Source organism: Streptococcus infantis (assembly GCF_018499575.1).
Classification (GTDB): domain Bacteria; phylum Bacillota; class Bacilli; order Lactobacillales; family Streptococcaceae; genus Streptococcus; species Streptococcus infantis_K.
The window spans coordinates 1,012,525-1,034,241 of record NZ_JAHDAP010000001.1 but is presented as its reverse complement, the minus strand read 5'-3'; the positions used below and the strand labels follow the sequence as shown (position 1 = coordinate 1,034,241).

Here is a 21,717-nt window from a genome sequence, read left to right as displayed (position 1 = left end):
GAGGTATGAAAATGAAACTAAATCGTGTAGTAGTAACAGGTTATGGATTAACATCTCCAATTGGGAATACGCCAGAAGAATTTTGGAACAGTTTAAAGAACGGAAAGATTGGGATTGGTGAAATCACCAAGTTTGATCACAGTGCTTTTGACGTCCATAATGCAGCAGAGATTAATGATTTTCCTTTTGACAAATATTTTGTAAAAAAAGATACTAATCGTTTTGATGATTATTCTTTGTATGCCTTGTATGCGGCCCAAGAAGCAGTAAACAATGCAAATCTTGACTTAGAGACGCTTGATAAAGACCGCTTCGGTGTCATCGTTGCATCAGGTATCGGTGGAATCAGAGAAATCGAAGATCAAGTGCTTCGACTTCACGAAAAAGGACCAAAACGTGTAAAACCATTGACACTTCCAAAAGCCTTGCCAAATATGGCAGCAGGGAATGTTGCTATGCGCTTTGGTGCCAATGGTATCTGTAAATCTATCAACACAGCTTGTGCTTCATCAAATGATGCTATCGGAGATGCCTTCCGTTCTATCAAATTTGGTTTCCAAGACATCATGCTCGTCGGTGGATCAGAATCTTCTATTACGCCATTTGCGATTGCTGGTTTCCAAGCCTTAACAGCTCTTTCAACAACAGAAGATCTAACTCGTGCTTCTATTCCATTTGACAAAGACCGTAATGGATTTGTTATGGGTGAAGGATCAGGTATGTTAGTCCTTGAAAGTTTAGAGCATGCTGAAAAACGCGGTGCAACTATCCTAGCTGAAGTTGTCGGTTACGGGAATACTTGTGATGCCTACCATATGACTTCACCGCATCCAGAAGGCCAAGGTGCTATTAAAGCTATCAAACTTGCTTTGGAGGAAGCTGAAATCACACCAGACCAAGTAGCTTATGTCAATGCTCACGGTACATCAACTCCTGCTAATGAAAAGGGAGAAAGTGGTGCTATCGTAGCAGTTCTTGGTAAGGAAGTACCTGTATCTTCAACCAAGTCATTTACAGGACACTTGCTCGGTGCAGCAGGTGCAGTTGAAGCTATTGCAACAATTGAAGCAATCCGTAACAACTATGTACCGATGACAGCTGGAACTACAGAATTGTCAGACTATATCGAAGCGAACGTTATCTATGGACAAGGCGTGGAACGTGAAATTCCTTATGCTATCTCAAACACCTTTGGATTTGGTGGGCATAATGCAGTTCTTGCTTTCAAACGTTGGGAGAATAAGTAAAGATGAATTTAAATGAAATCAAAGACTTGATGGCACAATTTGACCAGTCAAGCTTGAGAGAATTTTCTTATAAAAATGGAACGGATGAGTTGCTCTTTAGTAAGAATGAAGCAAAACTTATTTCAGAAACAAGTCCAACACCTCAACCAGTGGTTTCAGCAACTGAATTTACTGTTGCACCACAAACCCAAACTGTAGCTCCAGTTGTAGAAACAGTTTCAGAATCAGGTGCTGGTGAAGCTGTAGCCGAAGGGGACCTTGTAGAAAGTCCGCTTGTCGGAGTTGCATACTTGGCTGCCGGACCAGACAAACCTAATTTTGTTTCAGTCGGTGATGCTGTTAAAAAAGGTCAAACACTAGTCATTATCGAAGCTATGAAGGTCATGAATGAAATTCCAGCACCTAAAGATGGTGTTGTAACAGAAATTCTTGTTGAAAATGAAGAAATGGTTGAGTTCGGGAAAGGCTTGGTACGTATCAAATGATTGATATTCAAGGAATTAAAGAAGCTTTACCCCACCGCTATCCTATGCTTTTAGTGGATCGTGTTTTAGAAGTCAATGAAGATACAATCGTTGCCATTAAAAATGTAACGATTAATGAACCTTTCTTTAACGGACACTTCCCAGCTTATCCTGTGATGCCAGGCGTACTAATCATGGAAGCCTTAGCACAGACAGCAGGTGTTTTGGAACTTTCAAAACCTGAGAATAAAGGGAAGCTTGTCTTCTATGCTGGTATGGACAAAGTCAAATTTAAAAAGCAAGTTGTTCCTGGTGATCAGCTTGTCATGACAGCAACTTTTGTCAAACGTCGTGGCACAATCGCCGTAGTAGAAGCGAAGGCAGAAGTAGATGGTAAGCTTGCGGCGAGTGGTACTCTAACCTTTGCTATTGGAAACTAGGGAGGTTTTCCATGTTTCGTAAGATTTTAATTGCAAATCGTGGTGAAATTGCTGTTCGTATTATTCGTGCGGCACGAGAGTTAGGAATTGCTACAGTTGCTGTTTATTCGACTGCTGACAAGGAAGCTCTCCACACTCTTTTGGCTGATGAGGCTATCTGTATCGGTCCTGGGAAGGCTACAGAATCTTATCTGAACATCAATGCCATCCTATCAGCTGCGGTCTTGACTGAAGCTGAAGCTATTCACCCTGGATTTGGTTTTTTAAGTGAAAATTCCAAATTTGCAACTATGTGTGAAGAAGTCGGTATCAAATTTATCGGGCCATCAGCTCGAGTAATGGATGTCATGGGGGATAAAATCAATGCCCGTGCCCAAATGATTAAGGCTAATGTGCCCGTAATTCCAGGCTCAGATGGAGAAGTCCATACCGCAGAAGAGGCCCTTTCTATTGCCGAAAAAATTGGTTATCCAGTCATGCTGAAAGCTTCAGCTGGAGGTGGTGGTAAAGGAATTCGTAAGGTTGAAAAGGCAGAAGATCTCACATCAGCCTTTGAAACAGCCTCTAGCGAAGCCAAAGCAAACTTTGGTAATGGAGCTATGTACCTAGAGCGCGTGATTTATCCTGCCCGCCATATTGAAGTACAGATTCTTGCTGACCAAATGGGACATGTGATTCACCTAGGTGAACGTGACTGTTCGCTTCAACGAAATAACCAAAAGGTTTTAGAAGAAAGTCCTTCCATTGCTATTGGGAAAACACTTCGTAATGAAATCGGTGCTGCAGCAGTCCGTGCGGCGGAATCTGTTGGTTATGAAAATGCTGGGACCATTGAATTCCTACTAGATGAAGCAACTGGCAAATTCTACTTTATGGAGATGAATACGCGTGTCCAAGTGGAACACCCAGTAACTGAATTTGTTTCTGGAGTGGATATTGTTAAGGAACAAATCCGTATTGCAGCAGGTCAACCTTTGTCTCTGAAACAAGAAGACATTGTTCTAAAAGGACATGCTATTGAGTGTCGTATCAATGCGGAAAACCCAGCCTTTAATTTTGCACCAAGTCCTGGTAAGATTACCAATCTTTATCTACCAAGTGGTGGTGTTGGCTTGCGTGTTGATTCTGCAGTTTATCCAGGTTATACTATTCCGCCATACTATGATAGTATGATTGCTAAAATTATTGTTCATGGTGAAAATCGTTTTGATGCACTTATGAAAATGCAACGAGCTCTATATGAACTCGAAATTGAAGGGGTCGTTACCAATGCAGATTTCCAACTTGATTTGATTTCAGATCGTCGCGTGATAGCAGGGGACTACGATACTTCCTTCTTGATGGAAACTTTCTTACCACACTATCAAGAAAAAGAATAATATAAAAAGAGTATGAGACTGAAAAGGGGGATGTATGGCTCTATTTAGTAAAAAAGATAAATATATACGAATTAATCCCAATCGTTCGACTGTAAATCAACCTCAGATCAAGCCAGAGGTTCCAGATGAGCTCTTCTCCCAATGTCCAGGTTGCAAATATACGATTTACCAAAAGGACTTGGGGAGTGAGCGGATATGCCCTCACTGTGGCTATACCTTCCGTATTTCAGCTCAAGAGCGTTTAGCTTTAACCATTGATATGGGAAGCTTCTTAGAGATGTTTACTGGAATTGAAACGCAGGATCCCTTGAAATTTCCAGGCTATCAAAAGAAATTAGCCTCTATGCGTGAAAAAACTGGTCTTGATGAGGCTGTTGTCACAGGAACTGCTTTGATTAAGGGAGAAAAAGTTGCTCTCGGCATCATGGATTCTAATTTTATCATGGCATCCATGGGAACAGTCGTTGGTGAAAAAATCACAAGATTGTTTGAGTACGCAACAGCTGAAAAATTACCAGTCGTATTGTTTACAGCATCTGGTGGAGCACGTATGCAGGAAGGAATCATGAGTTTGATGCAGATGGCTAAGATTTCTGCTGCAGTTAAACGTCATTCCAATGCAGGTCTCTTTTATCTGACGATCCTTACGGATCCAACAACTGGGGGAGTGACAGCTTCCTTTGCTATGGAAGGTGATATCATCTTGGCAGAACCCCAAAGTTTGGTAGGTTTTGCTGGACGCCGTGTGATTGAAAATACCGTAAGGGAAGATTTGCCAGAGGATTTCCAGAAGGCAGAGTTTTTGTTAGAACATGGATTTGTGGATGCGATTGTTAAACGAAGAGAATTGCCAGATATGATTGCTCGATTAGTAAGGTTACATAAGGGGGATTGTTGATGAATATTGCAAAAATCGTCAGAGAAGCACGTGAACAAACCCGCTTAACTGCCTTGGACTTTGCAACAGGAATATTTGATGACTTTGTAGAACTACATGGGGATCGCTCTTTCAGAGATGATGGTGCTATTATTGGTGGTATCGGATGGTTGGGAGAACAAGCGGTAACTGTAGTCGGAATCCAAAAAGGTAAAAGCTTACAGGATAATTTGAACCGCAACTTTGGTCAACCTCATCCAGAAGGTTATCGAAAAGCTCTCCGCTTGATGAAACAAGCTGAAAAATTTGGTCGTCCAATTGTAACCTTTATCAATACCGCTGGTGCCTATCCAGGGGTCGGAGCAGAAGAACGTGGTCAAGGTGAAGCGATTGCCCGTAACCTCATGGAGATGAGCGACCTTAAGGTACCGATTATCGCTATGATTATCGGTGAAGGTGGTTCAGGAGGGGCTTTAGCTCTAGCGGTAGCAGATCGTGTCTGGATGTTGGAAAATTCGATCTATGCAGTTCTTAGTCCTGAGGGCTTTGCGTCTATCCTTTGGAAAGATGGCAGTCGTGCTATGGAAGCGGCTGAATTGATGAAAATAACCTCACATGAACTGTTGGAGATGGAAGTTGTAGATAAGGTTATTTCAGAGATAGGTCTCTCTACTAAAGAACTATTAGCTCGTGTAAAAAATGAACTTCAGACAGAAATTGAACAATTAAAACAATTACCGTTGGAGAAACTTTTGGAAGAGCGTTATCTACGCTTTAGAAAATATTAAAAAGAAAGCTAGAACTAAGAAATGGTTCTAGCTTTTTGGATTTTAAAAATACAATTCAGGATGAAAAATTGACTTTTGCAAAAGAAGTTGTTAATATAACAAAAGAAATATATGCTATAAAATTAAATCAACAAAGATTTTTTGGAGTGAATATGAAAAAACTAGGTCATTTGGGAATCTATACATTACTGGTATTCCTATCAATTTATCTGCTAGATTTCAGTAGTCTGTATCTAGCTAAGATGTTTGTCTGGGGTATGGATGGCTATTCTATTATTGTAGCAGTAGAGCAGCTAGCTCTTTTAGGACTATTATTCTATTGGCTTAAAAATAAAAAAATGCTCTATATTTTTGAGAAAAAGGGCTCGAAAAAATCCAGATTCTTTTACCTTGTAGTTAGTCTGGTGGCTGCTTATGTTGTCCGTCAGTTGTTAAGTGCTTTTTACTTACAGTTTAGTCGCTTCATTAATAATCACTATATCTTTGAAGATCTTCTTTCAGTCATATCCATCAGTGGGGAATCTACTATTTTAACGACTTGCTTCTCTTTTGTTTCAGTTGTCATTCTTGGGCCTCTATTAGAGGAGATAGTTCATAGAGGCTATTTTATGAATACTTTTTTCCCTAAGTCCAAATACTACTTGGATGTTATCTTATCAGCTCTTATCTTTGGGCTCAGTCATTTGGTATTGTCCCATCGTGATCCCTTTAGTTTGATGGTTTATAGTTTTTCTGGTCTTTTCTTTGCCCTAGTCTATCGTTGGACAAAGAATCTAAAAATCACAATCCTGTGCCATAGTTTTATGAACTTTCTCATTCATGCAGATTTCATCTGGTTGCTTCTTTCTAATTTAATCTATGATCGTTTTTTTAGATAGGAATAGGAGAAGACAAAGAAAAAAGTGTTTGATAGCTGTCAAACACTTTTTTCTTTATTTTTCTGTTACAAATTGACTGAGCAGTCCGTTAATGAAACGGGCTGATTTTTGATCTGAAAAGCTTTTTGCAAGCTCGATAGCTTCATTTACAGCTACAAGTTGAGGAGTATCAAAGGAAGTGATTTCGAAAACTCCTAAACGCAATAAATTCTTTTCAACTAAGGTTAACCGTTCAATCGTCCAACCAGACTTTAAATGCTGAGTGATTTGTTTGTCTAGTTCCTCTTTTTGAGCTTGAACACCAGATACAAGATCGATTAGGAAACTAGGGAGTTTTACCTCGTCGTCTTCTCGATCATGAGTATAGGCGAAGCGACAAGCAGTTTCAATATCAGAACCATATTCAAGACTCATCAGTGCTTGGAAGGCACATTTTCGTAGTTCGCGTCTAGATTCTAATAATGGACTAGTCATTGAGGAAGTCCTCATCAAATAAATCTTTCAATGCTGGTTTTGGTGTTTTATCTGGTGCAATACCAGCAACGTGAATATTCACCGCACTGAGTTCAACATCAGCCATATTACGAACGGCATCTTTTACAGCTTTTTGAATAGCCATTGCAACCTTAGGAACCTTAACACCATACTCAAGATAGAGATAGATATCAGCGGTTAATTCTTCTTCAGATTCTTTTAGATAGACGCCACGACCGAGTGAAAGTTTTGAAAGGGTGTCAGATACTGATTTGTTTGAAAAAGAGTGGACACCTTCTACTTTAGCAGTAGCGATAGCAATGATTTTTTCAAGTACACGTGGGGCGATAACGATTTCGCCTAATTGTTCTTCAATTCCCATAGAATGACCTCTTTCTAGAGATTAGGCACGAGAAACGTAAGTTCCTTCTGCAGTGTTGATAACGAGTTTTTGTCCTGCTTCGATGAAGTCTGGAACGTTGACAACAAGTCCAGTTTCCATTGTAGCTGGTTTACCAGAACCTGTAACAGTAGCACCTTTAATAGATGGTTGAGTTTCAGCAACTGTTAATTCGACAGTTGTAGGTACTGTCACACCGATTACTTCAGTTCCGTAAAATTGAATTTTAACTTCAGAGTTCTCAAGAATATAAAGCAATTCATTTTCAACATTTACAACTGGAATTTCATACTGGTCATATGTTTCAGTGTTCATGAAATAAGCTGTTTCATCCATTTTGTACAAGTATTGTGCTGGCACAGTTTCGATAATCGCTTGCTCAAATTTTTCCTCTGGACGGTAGCTTGTTTCAAATGTTGAACCAGTACGGACATCACGCAATTTCATACGCATGATCGTGTTTCCTTTACCTGGTTTGTGGTGGCTAGCTTCCAAAACGCGGATCAATTTTCCGTCAGCTGTTTCAAAGGTCATACCAGCTTTTAATTTACTTGCTTCAATCATGTTTTTACCTCTTTAATAAAATAATTTACTCTTTATTGTATCATAAGTCGTGAGATTTCTCAAATATCAGGGAAGTGAGATTAGTTGACAGGAACGATGTTTCCATCTTCGTCCTTAGTAACTAATACGTACTTGCCATCGACTTCAATGTAAAAGTTTTTGTTAGCGGTTTTTTCAGAGTTGGTAGCTTGTTCAGGATTGGTAGATTCTGCTACAGGAGTTGTCACTTCTTGACTAGTAGTTTCTTCCGTAGGAGTTGTCACTTCGGGATTGGTAGATTCTACTGAGTTAGCAGTCTGTTCAGGACTAACAGTTTGGGCTGGGCTAGCAACTTGTTCAGAATTTATAGTTTGTCTTGGAGTCAAAGGTTGGTTTGGATCAGCAGGTTGTGCTGGGATATTGCTTTGATTAGGATTCATAGGTTGAGCTTGTTGGTTGATTTGGCCACCGAGCGTTTGTCCTAGATTCATCCCCATAATCATGTTCATACCATTGCCGTTACCTTCATTATTAGCTGCAGCGATAAGAGCTTCGTTACGAGCACGACGTTCTTCAATTTCAATCGTGTTGTATTTCATAGCAACTAGTTCGCTATCAAGCTTACGAACAATTTCAAGACTTTCTTTGTCGTAGCTCAAGTCTTCAAGAAGGATATTGGTTGCTTCAATTCCATAAAGGCTAGTCCATACCTTATTGACTTCTTGTTTAGCGATTTCATTAAAAGCATCTTGATTAGCATTTAGGCTATAGATATCAACTCGATACTCATTGGTGAATTTTGAAATCGCAATCGCAATTTTAGGAGAGATATTTTGACGCAAAGTACCTTGAGCGATATCTTGAATAGTAAAAGGTTTATGTTCGTCAATTTGTTGACTGATAGAGCTAACGTAGAAAAGAACTGGATCAGAAATTTTAATATCATACAAACCGTAGAAACGGATGTTGAGCAATTGTTGGTAACGTTCACTGAAGTATTCCACAGCGTTTTGCGTGCCAAATTTGTTACCCGTAATCGGTTGGACACGGACAAAGATGATTTCTTGTTGAGTAACGACTTGACCAGCGAATGAAAAGCGATGCTTGAAGTTTTCCCAAGTTCCTCTTATTCCACCTTTTTCTAAAAGCCAAGCGTTGTCTCCAGAGCGCCATTCATGACTACCAGCTTCTAAAACATCACCAAGGAAAGTACCGTTATTTACAAGGATAGCAACGTAGCCTTGAGGGACAATGACAACAGAACCATCTGTAAGAAGTCCAGTATTTTGATTATTTTGTCTAGAAACTCCGTCAGGGTCTTTTGTAAGAAGAGTTCCTTTAACAGCTAACGCATCTGATGATACGTGTTCTGGAAGCACAACGGCTTCCTTATATTTACTATCATTAATACTATTAATTCCAGCAGATTTGGCAACATCAATAACTCCCATAATTTGCTCTTTGGCAACACGAATAAATCCCATAATTTCCTCCTAATTATATAGTTCGTCTTCATCCACAACATCATAGGTGTCAAGTACCCATTGGTTTGGACTACGGGTGATATCAGATCCGCAATAGTCACATTTGCTGATAGCTGATATTTTGAGTGGAGCGCCACAGTTTGGACAGCGGTCGCTAACAGCTTCCTCTTGAACAGTTGATTCAGTTTGGCTACCGTGTTTACGAATAAAGTTCATTTGGTAAACTGTAAATAAATCTTTTTGAGGGTCTCCCTCAATAACCTTACGAGTCTTGTCTTCGATGACATAGTCTCTCAAGGTAGATGATAAGATAACGACTAAAGTATCGTTTCCATCTGGATTACTGTTGAAATCTTTGATTCTAATATTTTCAACATAGACACGCTCCAAGACATTGGTTGTTTGGGATTGGATATAGTCTTCCAGTTGAGCACTATGTTGAGAATAGAGACTGGCACTCTCTAGAGAACGAACGGCATTCCAATCTTTTTTAGTCCAAGCAGCCTGCAACTGGATGTAGACTTCTTTAACCCATGAAGTGAAAGTAGAGGCGTCAAAGTTTGGATCATAATATCTAAGTCGATCAATAGCTTGGTTATTATGTTCAACCCTACGATGGCTAGTTGTTTCTGGTTGGTAGCTAGGAGTAGGCCTTCTATATGGTTTTGAATAAGAAGTATCTTGGTCGCTAAGGTACTTGATGAGCATGAAGAGTAAGAAAGCTCCTACACCAAACATGATAAGAATAGTCATTCCGGTCCCTAAAGAACCATCTGAACTTGAGTAACTACCACCAGAACGATAGCTACTTCTGTAAGAAGAACTACCGCCACTTGAACTACTTCGAGAACTGCTACTACTTCGAGAGCTGCTACTACTTCGAGAACTGCTACGACTAGAGCTACCACTTCGAGAATGGCCGACACCAGCATCGATTGATTGTAGGGGTGTCACAAAGAGAAGAAGCAAGCAAGTAGCGATTAGAGTATATAACTTTTTCATGTGTCTCCTAACTATGTGAGTACAGAGTGCAAGGCAGCAAGCTAGAATTTTATATCAGCTTGTGACAGTTATATTTAAATTATTCGATTAATCGTTTTTCAACTTAGCCAATTCTTGGGAAAGTAGTTTAAGAGCAACTTGTGGATTGGCTTGGCCCTTGGTTGCTTTCATGAGGAATCCTGTGAAGGCCTTGTCAGCGTTACGTTTTCCTGACTTGAAGTCAGCAACTGCGGCTTCGTTATCCGCAAAGACTTGGTGGATAATTGGAATCAAGACTTCAGGGTCTGAAATCTGTACCAAACCAGCTTTTTCGACGTATTCACGAGCACCGCCACCATTTTTGGCTAGGTGAACAAAAACTTTTTTGGCAATCTTAGATGAGATAGTACCGTCTTCGATGATGGCAATCATTTCAACTAAGTTTTCTGGAGTTAACTCGATTTGTTCTAGTGTCTTGCCTTCTGCATTCAAGAACTGAGCAACCTCGCCTTGGAGCCAGTTAGAGACTTGTTTGGCATCACCACCGAGGGCAACAGCTTTCTCAAAGAAGTCAGAAGTGACTTTATTTGCAGTTAACTGGCTAGCATCGTAGTCTGACAAACCAAGGTCAGATACGTAGCGAGCACGTCTTTCTTTTGGAAACTCTGGCAACTCTGTGCGCATTTCTTCAATCCACTCGTCTGAGATTTCAAAGAGTGGTAGGTCAGGTTCTGGGAAGTAACGATAGTCTGCAGCGCCTTCCTTAACACGCATGAGGATAGTAGCTTTATTAGCTTCATCGTAACGACGCGTTTCTTGGCGGATTTGACCACCTGAGCGAAGGATTTCAGCCTGGCGTTGGACTTCGTATTCAAGCCCCTTACGAACGTTTGAGAAGGAGTTGAGGTTTTTCAACTCTGTCTTGGTACCGAATTTCTCTTGACCATAAGGACGAAGGGAGATGTTGGCATCCACACGCATAGAACCTTCTTCCATCTTAACGTCAGAGATACCAGCGTATTGGATAACTTCCTTGAGGGCGGTTAGATAAGCGTAGGCTTCTTCTGGTGAACGCATGTCTGCTTCAGATACGATTTCAATCAAAGGCACCCCTTGACGGTTGAGGTCTACATAAGAGTAACCATCCGTACCGTGGGTGTTTTTACCAGCGTCTTCTTCCAAGTGGGCACGTTCGATACCGATTTTCTTAGTTGTACCATCTTCTAGTTCAACTTCAATCCAGCCCTTGTAACCGATTGGCTCATCAAACTGAGAAATTTGGTAGGCTTTTGGATTATCAGGATAGAAGTAGTTCTTGCGGTCAAAGTGCATCTTTTTATGAATGTCCATATTGAGGGCAAGAGCTGCCTTGATACCGGCATCAACAACCCCTTTATTGAGAACAGGTAGTACCCCAGGGAAAGACCAGTCAATCACGTTTGTATTGGCATTTTGGTCATTTCCAAAGTGGGCAGAAGTAGGTGAGAAGATTTTTGAATTGGTGTTGAGCTCTACGTGGACTTCAAGTCCAATGACTGTTTCAAAGTTCATTAGTTATCACCTCCAAAAATCACGGGTTGTTGTTTGTGGTAGTCTGTTGTTGCTTCAAAAGCAGCAGCAACTTGATAAATAGTCTCTTCTGAGTATTTAGGACCAATCAATTGCAAACCTACTGGTAGACCTTGAGCAAATCCTGCAGGAATCGAAATTCCTGGTAGACCAGCCAAGTTAACTGGGATTGTCAAGAGATCCGCCAAATACATAGCAACTGGATCGTGGTTGAGCGAATCCAAGTCAAAGGCTACGCTTGGAGCTGTTGGACCAAGGATGAGGTCATAATCTGCAAAGACTTTTTCGAAATCTTGGATAATAAGGGTACGAACTTGACCAGCTTTCTTGTAGTAGGCATCGTAGTAACCTGATGAAAGACTGAAAGTACCAAGCATAATCCGACGTTTGACTTCGTCACCAAATCCTTGGCTACGAGTGTTAACGTAAATCTCATCCAAGTTCTTAGCATCTTCTGCACGGAAACCATAGCGGATACCGTCAAATCGTTGCAAGTTTGATGATGCTTCTGATGAAGCGATAATGTAGTAGACTGCCACACCGTATTTAGAGTGAGGAAGGCTAACTTCTTCAACGATAGCACCGAGTTTTTCAAAGTGTTTAGCAGCACTCAGAATCGTTTCTTTAACCTCTGGGTCAATCCCTTCGCCAAGATATTCTTTAGGCAAAGCAATTTTCATGTCCTTGATGTCTTGACCGATTTTTGAAGTAAAGTCGGCAATGCGAACAGGGGCAGAAGTAGAGTCTTTAGCATCTTCGCTAGCAATAGCATTGAGCAAGAAGGCATTTTCCTTAACGGTTGGAGCGAAAGGTCCGATTTGATCGAGCGAGCTACCGAAGGCAATAAGACCGAAACGTGAAACTGTTCCATAGGTTGGTTTGAGACCAACAATCCCATTGAAGGCAGCAGGTTGGCGGATAGACCCACCAGTATCAGAACCAAGTGACAAGCGGACTTGTCCCGAAGCTACAGCTGCAGCAGAACCACTTGATGACCCACCAGGAACCTTGGTCTGGTCCCATGCATTTTTAGTAGCACCGTAGTGGGAAGTCTCACCTGATCCACCCATGGCAAACTCGTCCATGTTTGTTTTTCCAACAACGATCATGTCTTTAGCTTTTGCATTGGCAACAGCAGTTGCATCAAAGATAGGCTCGTAGTTATAGAGCATTTTTGAGGCAGCAGTTGTGAGGATGCCATCAGTAGAGATGTTATCCTTAACAGCTAGTGGAATTCCCGAAAGGACATTGTCAGCATCGATTCCAGCTTCATCAATAGCTTTAGCTTGAGCAAGAGCTTGATCTTCAGCTATAGTCACAAAGGCATTGATAGCCTCTTCACGCGCCTTGATATCTTCGATGGTTGCTTGCGTTAGTTCGGTTGCTGAAATTTCCTTAGAAACAAGGAGGTTGTGCAATTCTTCAATCGTTTTATTATTAAAAGTCATTAGGCATCTCCTCCATCATCTAGGATAGCTGGTACCTTGATGTAGTAATTATCTTTTTCAGGTACATTTTTAAATAAGAGGTCACGGTCTGTTCCTGCTTCGGCTACATCAGCTCGGAGAACAGTTTTACGGTCAGCCATAGTTGTAGTAGGTGCGACACCAGTTGTGTCGACTTCGCCTAGCAATTCGACCATATCAACAATTTTTGAGAGTGTTGTCGCAAATGTAGCAGTTTCTTCTTCTGAGAATTTTAATTTTGAAAGATTGGCAACGTGAGTCACCTCTTCTTGCGTAATTTTCATCTGATATCCTTTCGTGAAATGATGATTCTTTATCTGTTCTATTTTACCATATTTTCCCCTAAATAAGGCAAGTCAAGCTGAAAAGAAGTAGAAATTGAAAAATACTTTTTATTTCGATATAATAGTTGAAATTAGAAAATACAATTGCATGGGATTTTGGTATTCCAAAAAGGTAGAATTCTTTATGAATTACTGGAAGTTAAGGATGACACATGACAATTTGGGAATTGTTTTTTACCAGTAAAAAGACTGTCCCTCCTCATTTGGGAGTATGGTACTTTTTATTGCCAACATCATTGGTGCTTGTAGCGGCTTTATCGATTCGTTATGCAAGCTCTAAACGTTATCGAGATTTTTGGTATTGGGGACAATTGCTTCAACTGCTGATTATCAACGCATGGTATATTTCAGCGCGCCTACCGCTGTCTGAGGCCCTCCCTTTTTACCATAGTCGGATGGCTATGTGGATGATTCTTTTTGCCCCTAATAAGACGTTTTTAAAGCAATATTTTGCCTTAGTGGGAGTCTTTGGTTCTATCATGGCTTTAGTTTATCCAGTCTTTTATCCCTTTCCTTTTCCTCATGTCTCCTCGCTGAACAATGTTTTCGGACACTGGGCACTCTTAGCCAACTGTTTGATTTATCTTGTTAGATATTATGAGGTTGAAAAAGGGGATATTTGGAAAATATGCCAGATGACTTTTGGAGTCAATGCCATTATCTGTCTAGCCAACCTCTTGACAGGAGGGAATTACGGCTTTATGAGCAAACCCCCTGTGATTGGGGATCATGGCGTTTTGCTTAACTATTTGATAGTGACTAGTTTGATGACAGGGGCTCTCGTTCTTCTTAATCAACTTGTTAAATGTAAACATATAAACAGGCAAACAAAGACCTGAAATTTGTTACCATAAGGAGACTTTATGCATCATTTTTTTTCAACTGAATCAACTGCACCGCCTCCTATTCCGATTTTTTGGTATGGAGTGATGATAGGCCTTCTTGCATTATCTATTTATGGGTCTCTTACCTACTATAAAAATCCTAAATTTGTTAGATTGTTTAAGTGGATTCAAATAGCTCAACTGCTAGCTCTTTATACCTGGTATATAGGATTTAGCATTCCATTTTCTAACAGCCTACCTCTTTACCATTGCCGTTTGGCCATGTTTGCGGTTGTTTTCTTACCAGATAAATGTAAAACCAAGCAGTATTTTGCCCTAATGGGAGCCAGTGGCGCAGTATTTGCTTTGGGCTATCCCGTTTTTGATCCATATGATTTCCCTCATATCACTAGCTTTTCATTCTTGATAGGGCATTACGCTCTTTTAGTTAATTCTCTGGTTTATCTGATGAATCATTACGATAAAACCTTACTTAAAAAATATCAGATTATCGCCTACACGTTTATTCTCAATCTATTCTTGGTTGGGGTCAATCAAGTAACGGGTGGGAATTACGGGCTTTTGAATACGACGCCGTTTATTCCGGATGCTCCTATTTGGATAAAGTATCTGCTGGTTTCAATCATTCTATCTTCAGCCCTAGTACTCTTTGATATCTTGTTTAAGAAACGCTGGGAAAAGAAAATTTCTCTAGAAACAATTCATTTGTGAAGCGATATCGATATTAAGAGTAATCAATATAAATAATCAATAAAAGAATATAAAAAGCAGGTCAACTATCTTGGTCTGCTTTTCTTTTATAAGCGATTGAAAAACTCTCTAAAATCAGATATAATGGAGTGTTGAAAGGAATCTTAGAGTCCAATGTAACAAAGAGTGATTATCAATCGAAATAATTAAAAAAGTAGAAAGAAAGAGAAATATGACTATTCAAGAAGAAATTAAGAAACGCCGTACCTTTGCCATCATCTCTCACCCGGACGCGGGGAAGACAACCATTACTGAGCAGTTGCTCTACTTTGGAGGAGAGATTCGTGAGGCTGGTACTGTAAAAGGAAAGAAAACAGGGACTTTTGCCAAATCTGACTGGATGGATATTGAAAAACAACGTGGGATTTCGGTAACCTCATCTGTTATGCAGTTTGACTACGACGGAAAACGCGTCAACATCCTAGACACTCCAGGACACGAGGACTTCTCAGAGGATACCTATCGTACCTTGATGGCTGTGGATGCTGCGGTCATGGTAGTGGACTCTGCTAAGGGTATCGAGGCCCAAACCAAGAAATTGTTTGAGGTTGTCAAACACCGCGGTATTCCGGTCTTTACCTTTATGAACAAGCTGGACCGTGATGGACGTGAGCCATTGGACCTCTTGCAAGAATTGGAAGAAGTTCTAGGCATTGCTAGCTACCCGATGAACTGGCCGATTGGGATGGGGAAAGCCTTTGAGGGGCTCTATGATCTCTATAACCAACGCTTGGAACTCTATAAAGGGGATGAGCGTTTTGCTAGCCTAAAAGATGGAGACAAGCTCTTTGCTAGCAACCCATTCTATGAACAAGTAAAAGATGATATCGAACTGTTAAATGAAGCTGGGAATGAGTTTTCAGAGGAAGCTATTCTGGCTGGAGAATTGACACCAGTATTCTTTGGTTCAGCTTTGACGAACTTTGGTGTACAGACCTTCCTTGAAACCTTCCTCCAGTTTGCTCCGGAGCCACATGGCCACAAGAAGACAGACGGTGAACTTGTCGATCCTTATGATAAGGATTTCTCAGGCTTTGTCTTTAAAATCCAAGCCAACATGGATCCTCGTCACCGTGACCGCATCGCCTTTGTCCGTATCGTCTCTGGTGAATTCGAGCGTGGTATGAGTGTTAATCTCCCTCGTACTGGTAAAAGTGCTAAGTTGTCTAATGTCACTCAGTTTATGGCTGAAAGTCGTGAGAATGTAACTAATGCCGTAGCAGGAGATATCATCGGGGTTTACGATACTGGTACTTATCAGGTGGGAGATACTTTGACAGTTGGCAAAAACAAATTCGAATTTGAACCACTGCCAACCTTTACCCCTGAAATCTTCATGAAGGTATCTGCTAAGAACGTCATGAAGCAAAAATCCTTCCACAAGGGAATCGAGCAATTAGTACAAGAAGGAGCTATTCAGCTCTATACCAACTACCAAACAGGTGAATACATGCTAGGTGCCGTTGGTCAATTGCAGTTTGAAGTCTTCAAGCATCGGATGGAAAATGAGTACAATGCAGAAGTGGTTATGAGTCCAATGGGTAAAAAGACCGTTCGCTGGATCAAACCAGAAGACTTAGATGAGCGCATGTCTTCAAGTCGAAATATCTTGGCGAAGGATCGCTTTGACCAGCCTGTCTTCCTCTTTGAAAACGACTTTGCCCTCCGCTGGTTTGCGGACAAGTATCCAGACGTGGAGTTGGAAGAAAAAATGTGATTCAGTACCAACAATTGGAACTAAAGTTCCTAATTGTTGGACGCTAGCCGCTATTTTGCGGTCTAGCTAACTGCCTCACTAACTTAGTTTTACAAATGGAATCGATTTGTAAAACTAAGTGTCGTAATCTAATAAACGGTGACCGCTATGGCAGTTCACCTAAACGCTTCACTAGGAAAAGTCCACGAATGGTATCGATTCGTGGATTTTTTCGTCGTATCATTTAGGAGTGGATTAGCTTACTGTCACTATCTCCGTATTGTAACTTCTCACACCTAATTCGTGTTTCGTTCTTAAATAGACAAAAAAGACTAGAAATTAAATAGATTTCTAGTCTTTTTATTAGTAGTGGAACTTCTATTTATTGAAAAGCATCTATACCAACAACCTTGATAAGGAATGTAAGGAGGATAAGCAATAGAATGCTGACTCCATTATTCACTAGATGCAGTAAGATAGACATCTCAAGGCGTTTGGTGCGATAAGCAGTCCAAGTTAGTACAGCAGACATCCAGCCATAGATTAAGAAGGAAGGGAGATTATTTGGAATATGCGCTATAGTGAAAAGAAGCCAACCGAAAACATATCCAATTTTTTCGTATCCTTCGAAGAGCTTTTTAGGAATAATACCTCGACAGATAATTTCCTCACAAATAGGTGCCACGATTGCAACCACGAAAATGCTGGAAATTAGAGAACTTCCTGACATAATGCTATTAATAGCTTCTTGATTCGAAGTAGTTGTTTGCTTCAGAAGTTGCAACCAAATCGCACCAATCATATTTCCAGCGACAATGGCTACATAACTAAGGGCGATTCGAGGAGCATCATTGATAGTAAAGAGTTTCGATTTTAAATTTAATAACTTACTTTTGTGAGCACCGTATAAAAAGAGTGTAACAATAGCGGTAGAGACAAGCCCCACTATTAGAGATGACCAGATGGATCCAAGTTGAGTTCTTTGAAGTAACATTAAAGTCACGATAGGAACTTGCGATAGGCACATTGCTACAAGAAAGATTCCTAACCAAATCAATCGTTTACGATAATCTTTAAAAAAATTCATTCATATATCTCCTAAAAAATTTATTTCATTATAGCACACTTCTCACAGGAATTCTATTAACTACCAGAACATAAGTGTTGATAATACAAGTAAGATATTTCGAATGATGTGACTATAAAAGGATAAATCTTGTCTTAAGGTTTTAGGGAATAAAAAGTTTAGAAAGCTAGCTCCTAAAAGAATATAAAAGCCGACAGAAAGGATGGTTAAGGGATTGTGCAGAAAAAACAAACTAAAAAAGATAAGGGTTGTTAGCCTGCCTGTCTTTTTATGAGTTGGTAATTTTTTCCATTTGTTTAACGGCAGAAAAGTAGCAAGATCAAGTCCGAAAAGGAAAAAGAAAGAGATTAGTAACAAGTCCACTATTTCTTTTTGTAGTAGACTGTCAGTGTTTATGCTTTCAAATAAAATAAAACTTGCGCCAGCAACGTTAATGATAACCATGCTGCTATACAATAAAAAGAAGGATCGACTACGATTATGTAGCTGACTTTTCACATGATCATGTCCTGAGAGATAGTGGATAAATGTACAGATGGCTGCTAATAACAGTAAGAGAAGTAAAAAGTAAAAGCAGGATTGTTTGAGAGTTAAAACAATGCCAGGCAAAAATAAGCAACTACAGAATCCTAAGTATACCAAGGAAATCAATAAAAGAAGTTGGATTGATTTGTTCATTTTTTCCATATAATACCCCTACGTTTTTTTAAAATTATAACTAAAATGATTCACGAAAAATCAACTTTATCCCAAGTGTTATTTTTTGAATCTCAACTGTCTTTTAAAAAATCTTATCCAACAGAAAAAGCACCTCCTCTCGTTTGTTGAGGGATGTGCTTTTGATCATACAATTTCTAACGTTTAGACCAGGTTCGCTTCATAAAGAGTAGTATGATGGGATAAATTTCAAGACGTCCTGCAATCATTGCAAAGGATAGGAGGAGTTTTGAAAATGGACTAAAAATTGAGAAACTTGCAGTTGTTCCGAGTATTGGACCGATGTTGTTAAAACAACTGAAAACGGCACTCGTAACAATCATTAAATCGTTAGCATCTAAACTGATAATGAAAATTAAGCTGAGTAGAATCATGATGTAAACGACAAAGTACTTCAGAATCTTATGCTGGGTATCCTTATCGATGACCGTTTGGTTAACATGGAGAGTTAGAACACGGTGAGGGGAAATAGTTGATAAAAATTGATTTTTGGCAATTTTAGCTAGAATGACTCCACGCATAACTTTGAGACCACCAGCAGTAGATCCGGCAGAACCACCAATGGCCATCAATATCAGTAAGATATATTGAGAAAATAAAGGCCAATTGGTTATGTTTCCGTAACCGAAACCAGTTGTCGTAATGATATTAGAAACATGGAAGAAGGCCATCTCAAAGCTTTGCGAAACCCCACTATATAGGTGAAGTGTGTTAAGAGTAATGAGGCCAGTTGAAATGATTACAATCAAGAGATAAGCCCGAAGTTCCTCATCGAAAAAGAATTCTTTAAAACGACGAATCATGAGGTAGTAGTAGAGGTTGAAATTGATACCAAACATCAAAACCCCAATACTGGTTAGATAGGTAATGAGAGAACTGTGATAGTGGGCGATGCCATCATTATAAACAGTGAAGCCACCAGTCCCAGCCGTTCCCATAGCGATAACAAAACTATCGTAGAGTGGCATACCAGCGAGGTAATAGATCACTACAAAAAGGGCAAACATTGCCAGATACAGGATGTAAAGGATTTGTGCTGTGTTTTTTAGCTTAGATACCACCTTACCAAATACTGGTCCAGGAACCTCAGCCTTCATAACCTCAAGGTGACTATTTTTCGCATTGTCCATAATAGCTAGGGCAAAAACCAGCACCCCCATCCCTCCAATGAGGTGGGTGAAACTTCTCCAAAATAGAAGGGAACGACTTAATACTAAAACGTCATTTAAGATAGTTGCTCCCGTAGTAGTGAAGCCGGAACTAGTTTCGAAGAAGGCGTCGATAAAATTGGGTATTTGACCTGAAAAGACAAAGGGAAGGGAACCAAAGAAAGACCAGAGGATCCAACATAGAGCTACAATTAAGACTCCTTCTTTGGCATAGATGCGTTGTTTTTTAGGTTTACGGATGATTCCAAGTAGACCTAGGACAACAAGAATCCCGATGGTAGAGAAAAGAGCTGTAAAAACTTGACTAGATTCTTGATAGTAAAGAGCGATACCTACGGGAACTAATAGGAGTCCAGCTTCAATCAAGAGTAGTTTTGCAAGAAGAAAGCGTACCATACTTCTATTCATAGCTTACCTCTCTAACAAGTCATAAATCTTGGTGATATTTGAAAGCAAAGTGATAACCACTAGCTTATCACCGACCTGGAGTGTATCTTCTCCCGTTGGGAAGATCGTTTTTCCATTGCGGATAATAGCAGCAAGCAAGACATCTTTTTTGAGCTTCAATTGAGATAAAGGCTTGCCAGTCATTTTATTGGCTTCCTTGATTAGGAATTGAAGGGTTTCTACCTGGCCATTTGCTAGATGGTGCATCGCTTGAAGGTCAGAGTATTGCGCATTTACACGACCATGGATAAAGTGCATGATGGTATCAACAGCGATTGTTTTAGGGGTGATGATACTTGAGAAATCTGTCGCATGAATGATTTCCAATAGGCTTGTTCGGTTTACCTTAGTAATATTTTTCTGAACACCTATGTTATCCAAAAACATAGAGGTAATGATATTTTCCTCGTCGACTCCTGTCAAAGTGGCAACAGCATCGTAGTTTTGTGCACTTTCTTCCAAGAGGGTGTCCTTAGTTGTTCCATCTCCTTGTACGATGTAGAGTTTAGGGAATTTTTCGCTGAAAAATGCAGCTCTTTCAGGATTGACCTCAATAACCTTGGTATCGATACGACTGTCTTTTAACATACCTAAGAGATAGTAAGCGATTTTCCCGGCTCCTATGATGAGTAAACTTTTAACGACTCGAGATTTGATATAGTTGTGGAAGAGCATCATATCGACACGATTTCCTGTCACAAAGATACGGTCTTGATCTTCTAAAATCATATCTCCACTAGGAATCATGAGTTTGTGGTCTCGTTCGATAGCACAGACAATAACATTACCAAACTTTTTACGAAAATCAGCAATAGACATTTGACAAATATTACTATCATTTCGAACCTTGAATTCCATCAAACTGACCAAACCGCCTACAAAACGTTCAACAGAAAGAGCGTTGGGGAAGTCTATAATATTAGCGATAGCACGAGCTGCTAGGAGTTCAGGGTTTACAATGAGTGAAAATCCAAGAATATTTTTTTCTTTAAAGTAAGGGTTGGAATATTCAGGATTACGCACACGAACAATGGTTTCTTTTGCTCCCATTTTTTTAGCGAGAACAGCCGAAACCATGTTGACCTCGTCGTATTGAGTCATGGCAATGAAAATATCACAATCTTGAACATTGGCTGCTTCTAACATAGCGAAGTCAGCTCCGTTACCTGAGATACCCATAATGTCAAAACGGCTGGTCAAGTATTTGAGAACAGTTTCGTTCTGTTCAATTAAGACAACATCATGATTGTCAGCAACAAGTGAACGACAGAGGGCAGAACCTACTTTTCCTCCTCCGACAAGAATAATCTTCATAGTTAGTTAACCTACTTTTTCAATATGTCTCTATCATACCTTTTTTTAGAAAAAAAAGCACTCAACAACTGAATCTTTCCTTCTTTAATAAAGGGATTCGGTGGATTTGAAGGAATATTTTGCTTTATACAAAATCTATTTATGAAAAAAACTTGTTCCGAAAATTCTCAATCTAGGTAAATTCAAGGATATAGCTGCCTTAAAGTTAAATTTTTAACTTTTGTAAATATGCTTGTAAAAAAAATGAAAAAAATCAAGTCATTTCTATTGACAATCAGGCTGAAAGTGATATACTAAAACAGTAGTTTCGCTGATTTACTTCAAACCTGTTGTGAGGTAAGTTAACGATGCCTTAACC

22 protein-coding genes are annotated in these 21,717 nt (G+C 39.8%); 10 read left to right on the top strand and 12 right to left on the bottom strand.

What is annotated here, in order from left to right; translation table 11 throughout:
* The first annotated feature begins 11 nt into the window (after window positions 1-11).
* From fabF to KJR31_RS05000, 7 genes are all read left to right on the top strand, one after another.
* The gene (gene fabF, locus KJR31_RS05030; RefSeq protein WP_214262525.1) at window positions 12-1,247 is read left to right on the top strand and encodes a beta-ketoacyl-ACP synthase II; all 1,236 of its coding nucleotides are present in this window, start codon (window positions 12-14) and stop codon (window positions 1,245-1,247) included.
* Between the two features lie 2 nt (window positions 1,248-1,249).
* On the top strand, window positions 1,250-1,732 hold the full coding sequence (gene accB / locus KJR31_RS05025; protein WP_214262359.1) for an acetyl-CoA carboxylase biotin carboxyl carrier protein: 483 nt from the start codon (window positions 1,250-1,252) through the stop codon (window positions 1,730-1,732).
* Entirely contained in the window at window positions 1,729-2,151 is a 423-nt protein-coding gene (fabZ, locus tag KJR31_RS05020) for a 3-hydroxyacyl-ACP dehydratase FabZ (RefSeq protein WP_214262358.1), read from the top strand. Before accB ends, fabZ begins: the two co-directional genes overlap by 4 nt.
* An 11-nt stretch (window positions 2,152-2,162) precedes the next feature.
* On the top strand, window positions 2,163-3,530 hold the full coding sequence (gene accC / locus KJR31_RS05015) for an acetyl-CoA carboxylase biotin carboxylase subunit (RefSeq protein ID WP_214262357.1): 1,368 nt from the start codon (window positions 2,163-2,165) through the stop codon (window positions 3,528-3,530).
* A 34-nt stretch (window positions 3,531-3,564) separates the two neighbouring features.
* Complete coding sequence (accD, locus tag KJR31_RS05010; RefSeq protein ID WP_214262356.1) at window positions 3,565-4,428, top strand: acetyl-CoA carboxylase, carboxyltransferase subunit beta; 864 nt, start codon at window positions 3,565-3,567, stop codon at window positions 4,426-4,428.
* The gene (locus KJR31_RS05005) at window positions 4,428-5,195 is read left to right on the top strand and encodes an acetyl-CoA carboxylase carboxyl transferase subunit alpha (RefSeq protein WP_214262355.1); all 768 of its coding nucleotides are present in this window, start codon (window positions 4,428-4,430) and stop codon (window positions 5,193-5,195) included. Before accD ends, KJR31_RS05005 begins: the two co-directional genes overlap by 1 nt.
* Window positions 5,196-5,347: 152 nt before the next feature.
* Window positions 5,348-6,073, top strand: coding sequence for a CPBP family intramembrane glutamic endopeptidase (locus KJR31_RS05000; RefSeq protein ID WP_214262354.1), 726 nt, complete (start codon window positions 5,348-5,350; stop codon window positions 6,071-6,073).
* A 54-nt stretch (window positions 6,074-6,127) separates the two neighbouring features.
* On the opposite strand, the gene nusB is transcribed toward KJR31_RS05000, so the two are convergent.
* From nusB to gatC, 8 genes are all read right to left on the bottom strand, one after another.
* Entirely contained in the window at window positions 6,128-6,547 is a 420-nt protein-coding gene (gene nusB / locus KJR31_RS04995; protein ID WP_214262353.1) for a transcription antitermination factor NusB, read from the bottom strand.
* Window positions 6,540-6,929, bottom strand: coding sequence for an Asp23/Gls24 family envelope stress response protein (locus KJR31_RS04990; protein WP_214262352.1), 390 nt, complete (start codon window positions 6,927-6,929; stop codon window positions 6,540-6,542). The genes nusB and KJR31_RS04990 overlap by 8 nt, the downstream gene beginning before the upstream one ends.
* Window positions 6,930-6,950: 21 nt before the next feature.
* Window positions 6,951-7,511, bottom strand: a complete 561-nt coding sequence (efp, locus tag KJR31_RS04985; RefSeq protein ID WP_006150235.1) for an elongation factor P — start codon at window positions 7,509-7,511, stop codon at window positions 6,951-6,953.
* Window positions 7,512-7,591: 80 nt separating this feature from the next.
* Window positions 7,592-8,974, bottom strand: a complete 1,383-nt coding sequence (locus KJR31_RS04980; RefSeq protein ID WP_214262351.1) for an SPFH domain-containing protein — start codon at window positions 8,972-8,974, stop codon at window positions 7,592-7,594.
* A gap of 9 nt (window positions 8,975-8,983) precedes the next feature.
* Complete coding sequence (locus tag KJR31_RS04975; protein WP_214262350.1) at window positions 8,984-9,976, bottom strand: zinc-ribbon domain-containing transport protein; 993 nt, start codon at window positions 9,974-9,976, stop codon at window positions 8,984-8,986.
* A gap of 87 nt (window positions 9,977-10,063) precedes the next feature.
* Window positions 10,064-11,506: an Asp-tRNA(Asn)/Glu-tRNA(Gln) amidotransferase subunit GatB gene (gene gatB, locus KJR31_RS04970; RefSeq protein WP_214262349.1), complete on the bottom strand. Its 1,443-nt coding sequence runs from the start codon at window positions 11,504-11,506 to the stop codon at window positions 10,064-10,066.
* Window positions 11,506-12,972: an Asp-tRNA(Asn)/Glu-tRNA(Gln) amidotransferase subunit GatA gene (gatA, locus tag KJR31_RS04965; protein ID WP_214262348.1), complete on the bottom strand. Its 1,467-nt coding sequence runs from the start codon at window positions 12,970-12,972 to the stop codon at window positions 11,506-11,508. Before gatA ends, gatB begins: the two co-directional genes overlap by 1 nt.
* Complete coding sequence (gene gatC / locus KJR31_RS04960) at window positions 12,972-13,274, bottom strand: Asp-tRNA(Asn)/Glu-tRNA(Gln) amidotransferase subunit GatC (RefSeq protein ID WP_214262347.1); 303 nt, start codon at window positions 13,272-13,274, stop codon at window positions 12,972-12,974. Before gatC ends, gatA begins: the two co-directional genes overlap by 1 nt.
* 212 nt (window positions 13,275-13,486) lie before the next feature.
* Here gatC and KJR31_RS04955 point away from each other — a divergent pair, with 212 nt between their 5' ends.
* From KJR31_RS04955 to KJR31_RS04945, 3 genes are all read left to right on the top strand, one after another.
* A complete protein-coding gene (locus KJR31_RS04955) occupies window positions 13,487-14,173 on the top strand; it encodes a YwaF family protein (protein WP_214262346.1) in 687 nt (228 codons plus the stop codon).
* A gap of 24 nt (window positions 14,174-14,197) precedes the next feature.
* A complete protein-coding gene (locus tag KJR31_RS04950) occupies window positions 14,198-14,890 on the top strand; it encodes a YwaF family protein (protein WP_214262345.1) in 693 nt (230 codons plus the stop codon).
* A gap of 211 nt (window positions 14,891-15,101) precedes the next feature.
* A complete protein-coding gene (locus KJR31_RS04945; RefSeq protein ID WP_214262344.1) occupies window positions 15,102-16,646 on the top strand; it encodes a peptide chain release factor 3 in 1,545 nt (514 codons plus the stop codon).
* Window positions 16,647-17,007: 361 nt separating this feature from the next.
* Here KJR31_RS04945 and KJR31_RS04940 read toward each other — a convergent pair whose 3' ends face one another.
* The 4 genes from KJR31_RS04940 to trkA form a co-directional block, all read right to left on the bottom strand.
* Window positions 17,008-17,619 (bottom strand): CPBP family intramembrane glutamic endopeptidase, encoded by a 612-nt coding sequence (locus tag KJR31_RS04940; protein ID WP_250319677.1) that lies wholly within the window; start codon window positions 17,617-17,619, stop codon window positions 17,008-17,010.
* 153 nt (window positions 17,620-17,772) lie between these two features.
* Window positions 17,773-18,399, bottom strand: a complete 627-nt coding sequence (locus KJR31_RS04935; RefSeq protein ID WP_214262342.1) for a hypothetical protein — start codon at window positions 18,397-18,399, stop codon at window positions 17,773-17,775.
* Window positions 18,400-18,566: 167 nt separating this feature from the next.
* Complete coding sequence (locus KJR31_RS04930) at window positions 18,567-20,006, bottom strand: TrkH family potassium uptake protein (RefSeq protein WP_214262341.1); 1,440 nt, start codon at window positions 20,004-20,006, stop codon at window positions 18,567-18,569.
* A 3-nt stretch (window positions 20,007-20,009) separates the two neighbouring features.
* A complete protein-coding gene (gene trkA, locus KJR31_RS04925) occupies window positions 20,010-21,359 on the bottom strand; it encodes a Trk system potassium transporter TrkA (RefSeq protein ID WP_214262340.1) in 1,350 nt (449 codons plus the stop codon).
* Between the last annotated feature and the right edge of the window lie 358 nt (window positions 21,360-21,717).

Excerpts from the sequence above, each read along its gene's own strand:
- fabF (WP_214262525.1), top strand. The coding sequence starts at position 12 with ATGAAACTAAATCGTGTAGTAGTAACAGGTTATGGATTAACATCTCCA.
- accB (WP_214262359.1), top strand. The coding sequence starts at position 1,250 with ATGAATTTAAATGAAATCAAAGACTTGATGGCACAATTTGACCAGTCA.
- fabZ (WP_214262358.1), top strand. The coding sequence starts at position 1,729 with ATGATTGATATTCAAGGAATTAAAGAAGCTTTACCCCACCGCTATCCT.
- accC (WP_214262357.1), top strand. The coding sequence starts at position 2,163 with ATGTTTCGTAAGATTTTAATTGCAAATCGTGGTGAAATTGCTGTTCGT.
- accD (WP_214262356.1), top strand. The coding sequence starts at position 3,565 with ATGGCTCTATTTAGTAAAAAAGATAAATATATACGAATTAATCCCAAT.
- KJR31_RS05005 (WP_214262355.1), top strand. The coding sequence starts at position 4,428 with ATGAATATTGCAAAAATCGTCAGAGAAGCACGTGAACAAACCCGCTTA.
- KJR31_RS05000 (WP_214262354.1), top strand. The coding sequence starts at position 5,348 with ATGAAAAAACTAGGTCATTTGGGAATCTATACATTACTGGTATTCCTA.
- nusB (WP_214262353.1), bottom strand. The coding sequence starts at position 6,547 with ATGACTAGTCCATTATTAGAATCTAGACGCGAACTACGAAAATGTGCC.
- KJR31_RS04990 (WP_214262352.1), bottom strand. The coding sequence starts at position 6,929 with ATGGGAATTGAAGAACAATTAGGCGAAATCGTTATCGCCCCACGTGTA.
- efp (WP_006150235.1), bottom strand. The coding sequence starts at position 7,511 with ATGATTGAAGCAAGTAAATTAAAAGCTGGTATGACCTTTGAAACAGCT.
- KJR31_RS04980 (WP_214262351.1), bottom strand. The coding sequence starts at position 8,974 with ATGGGATTTATTCGTGTTGCCAAAGAGCAAATTATGGGAGTTATTGAT.
- KJR31_RS04975 (WP_214262350.1), bottom strand. The coding sequence starts at position 9,976 with ATGAAAAAGTTATATACTCTAATCGCTACTTGCTTGCTTCTTCTCTTT.
- gatB (WP_214262349.1), bottom strand. The coding sequence starts at position 11,506 with ATGAACTTTGAAACAGTCATTGGACTTGAAGTCCACGTAGAGCTCAAC.
- gatA (WP_214262348.1), bottom strand. The coding sequence starts at position 12,972 with ATGACTTTTAATAATAAAACGATTGAAGAATTGCACAACCTCCTTGTT.
- gatC (WP_214262347.1), bottom strand. The coding sequence starts at position 13,274 with ATGAAAATTACGCAAGAAGAGGTGACTCACGTTGCCAATCTTTCAAAA.
- KJR31_RS04955 (WP_214262346.1), top strand. The coding sequence starts at position 13,487 with ATGACAATTTGGGAATTGTTTTTTACCAGTAAAAAGACTGTCCCTCCT.
- KJR31_RS04950 (WP_214262345.1), top strand. The coding sequence starts at position 14,198 with ATGCATCATTTTTTTTCAACTGAATCAACTGCACCGCCTCCTATTCCG.
- KJR31_RS04945 (WP_214262344.1), top strand. The coding sequence starts at position 15,102 with ATGACTATTCAAGAAGAAATTAAGAAACGCCGTACCTTTGCCATCATC.
- KJR31_RS04940 (WP_250319677.1), bottom strand. The coding sequence starts at position 17,619 with ATGTTACTTCAAAGAACTCAACTTGGATCCATCTGGTCATCTCTAATA.
- KJR31_RS04935 (WP_214262342.1), bottom strand. The coding sequence starts at position 18,399 with ATGGAAAAAATGAACAAATCAATCCAACTTCTTTTATTGATTTCCTTG.
- KJR31_RS04930 (WP_214262341.1), bottom strand. The coding sequence starts at position 20,006 with ATGAATAGAAGTATGGTACGCTTTCTTCTTGCAAAACTACTCTTGATT.
- trkA (WP_214262340.1), bottom strand. The coding sequence starts at position 21,359 with ATGAAGATTATTCTTGTCGGAGGAGGAAAAGTAGGTTCTGCCCTCTGT.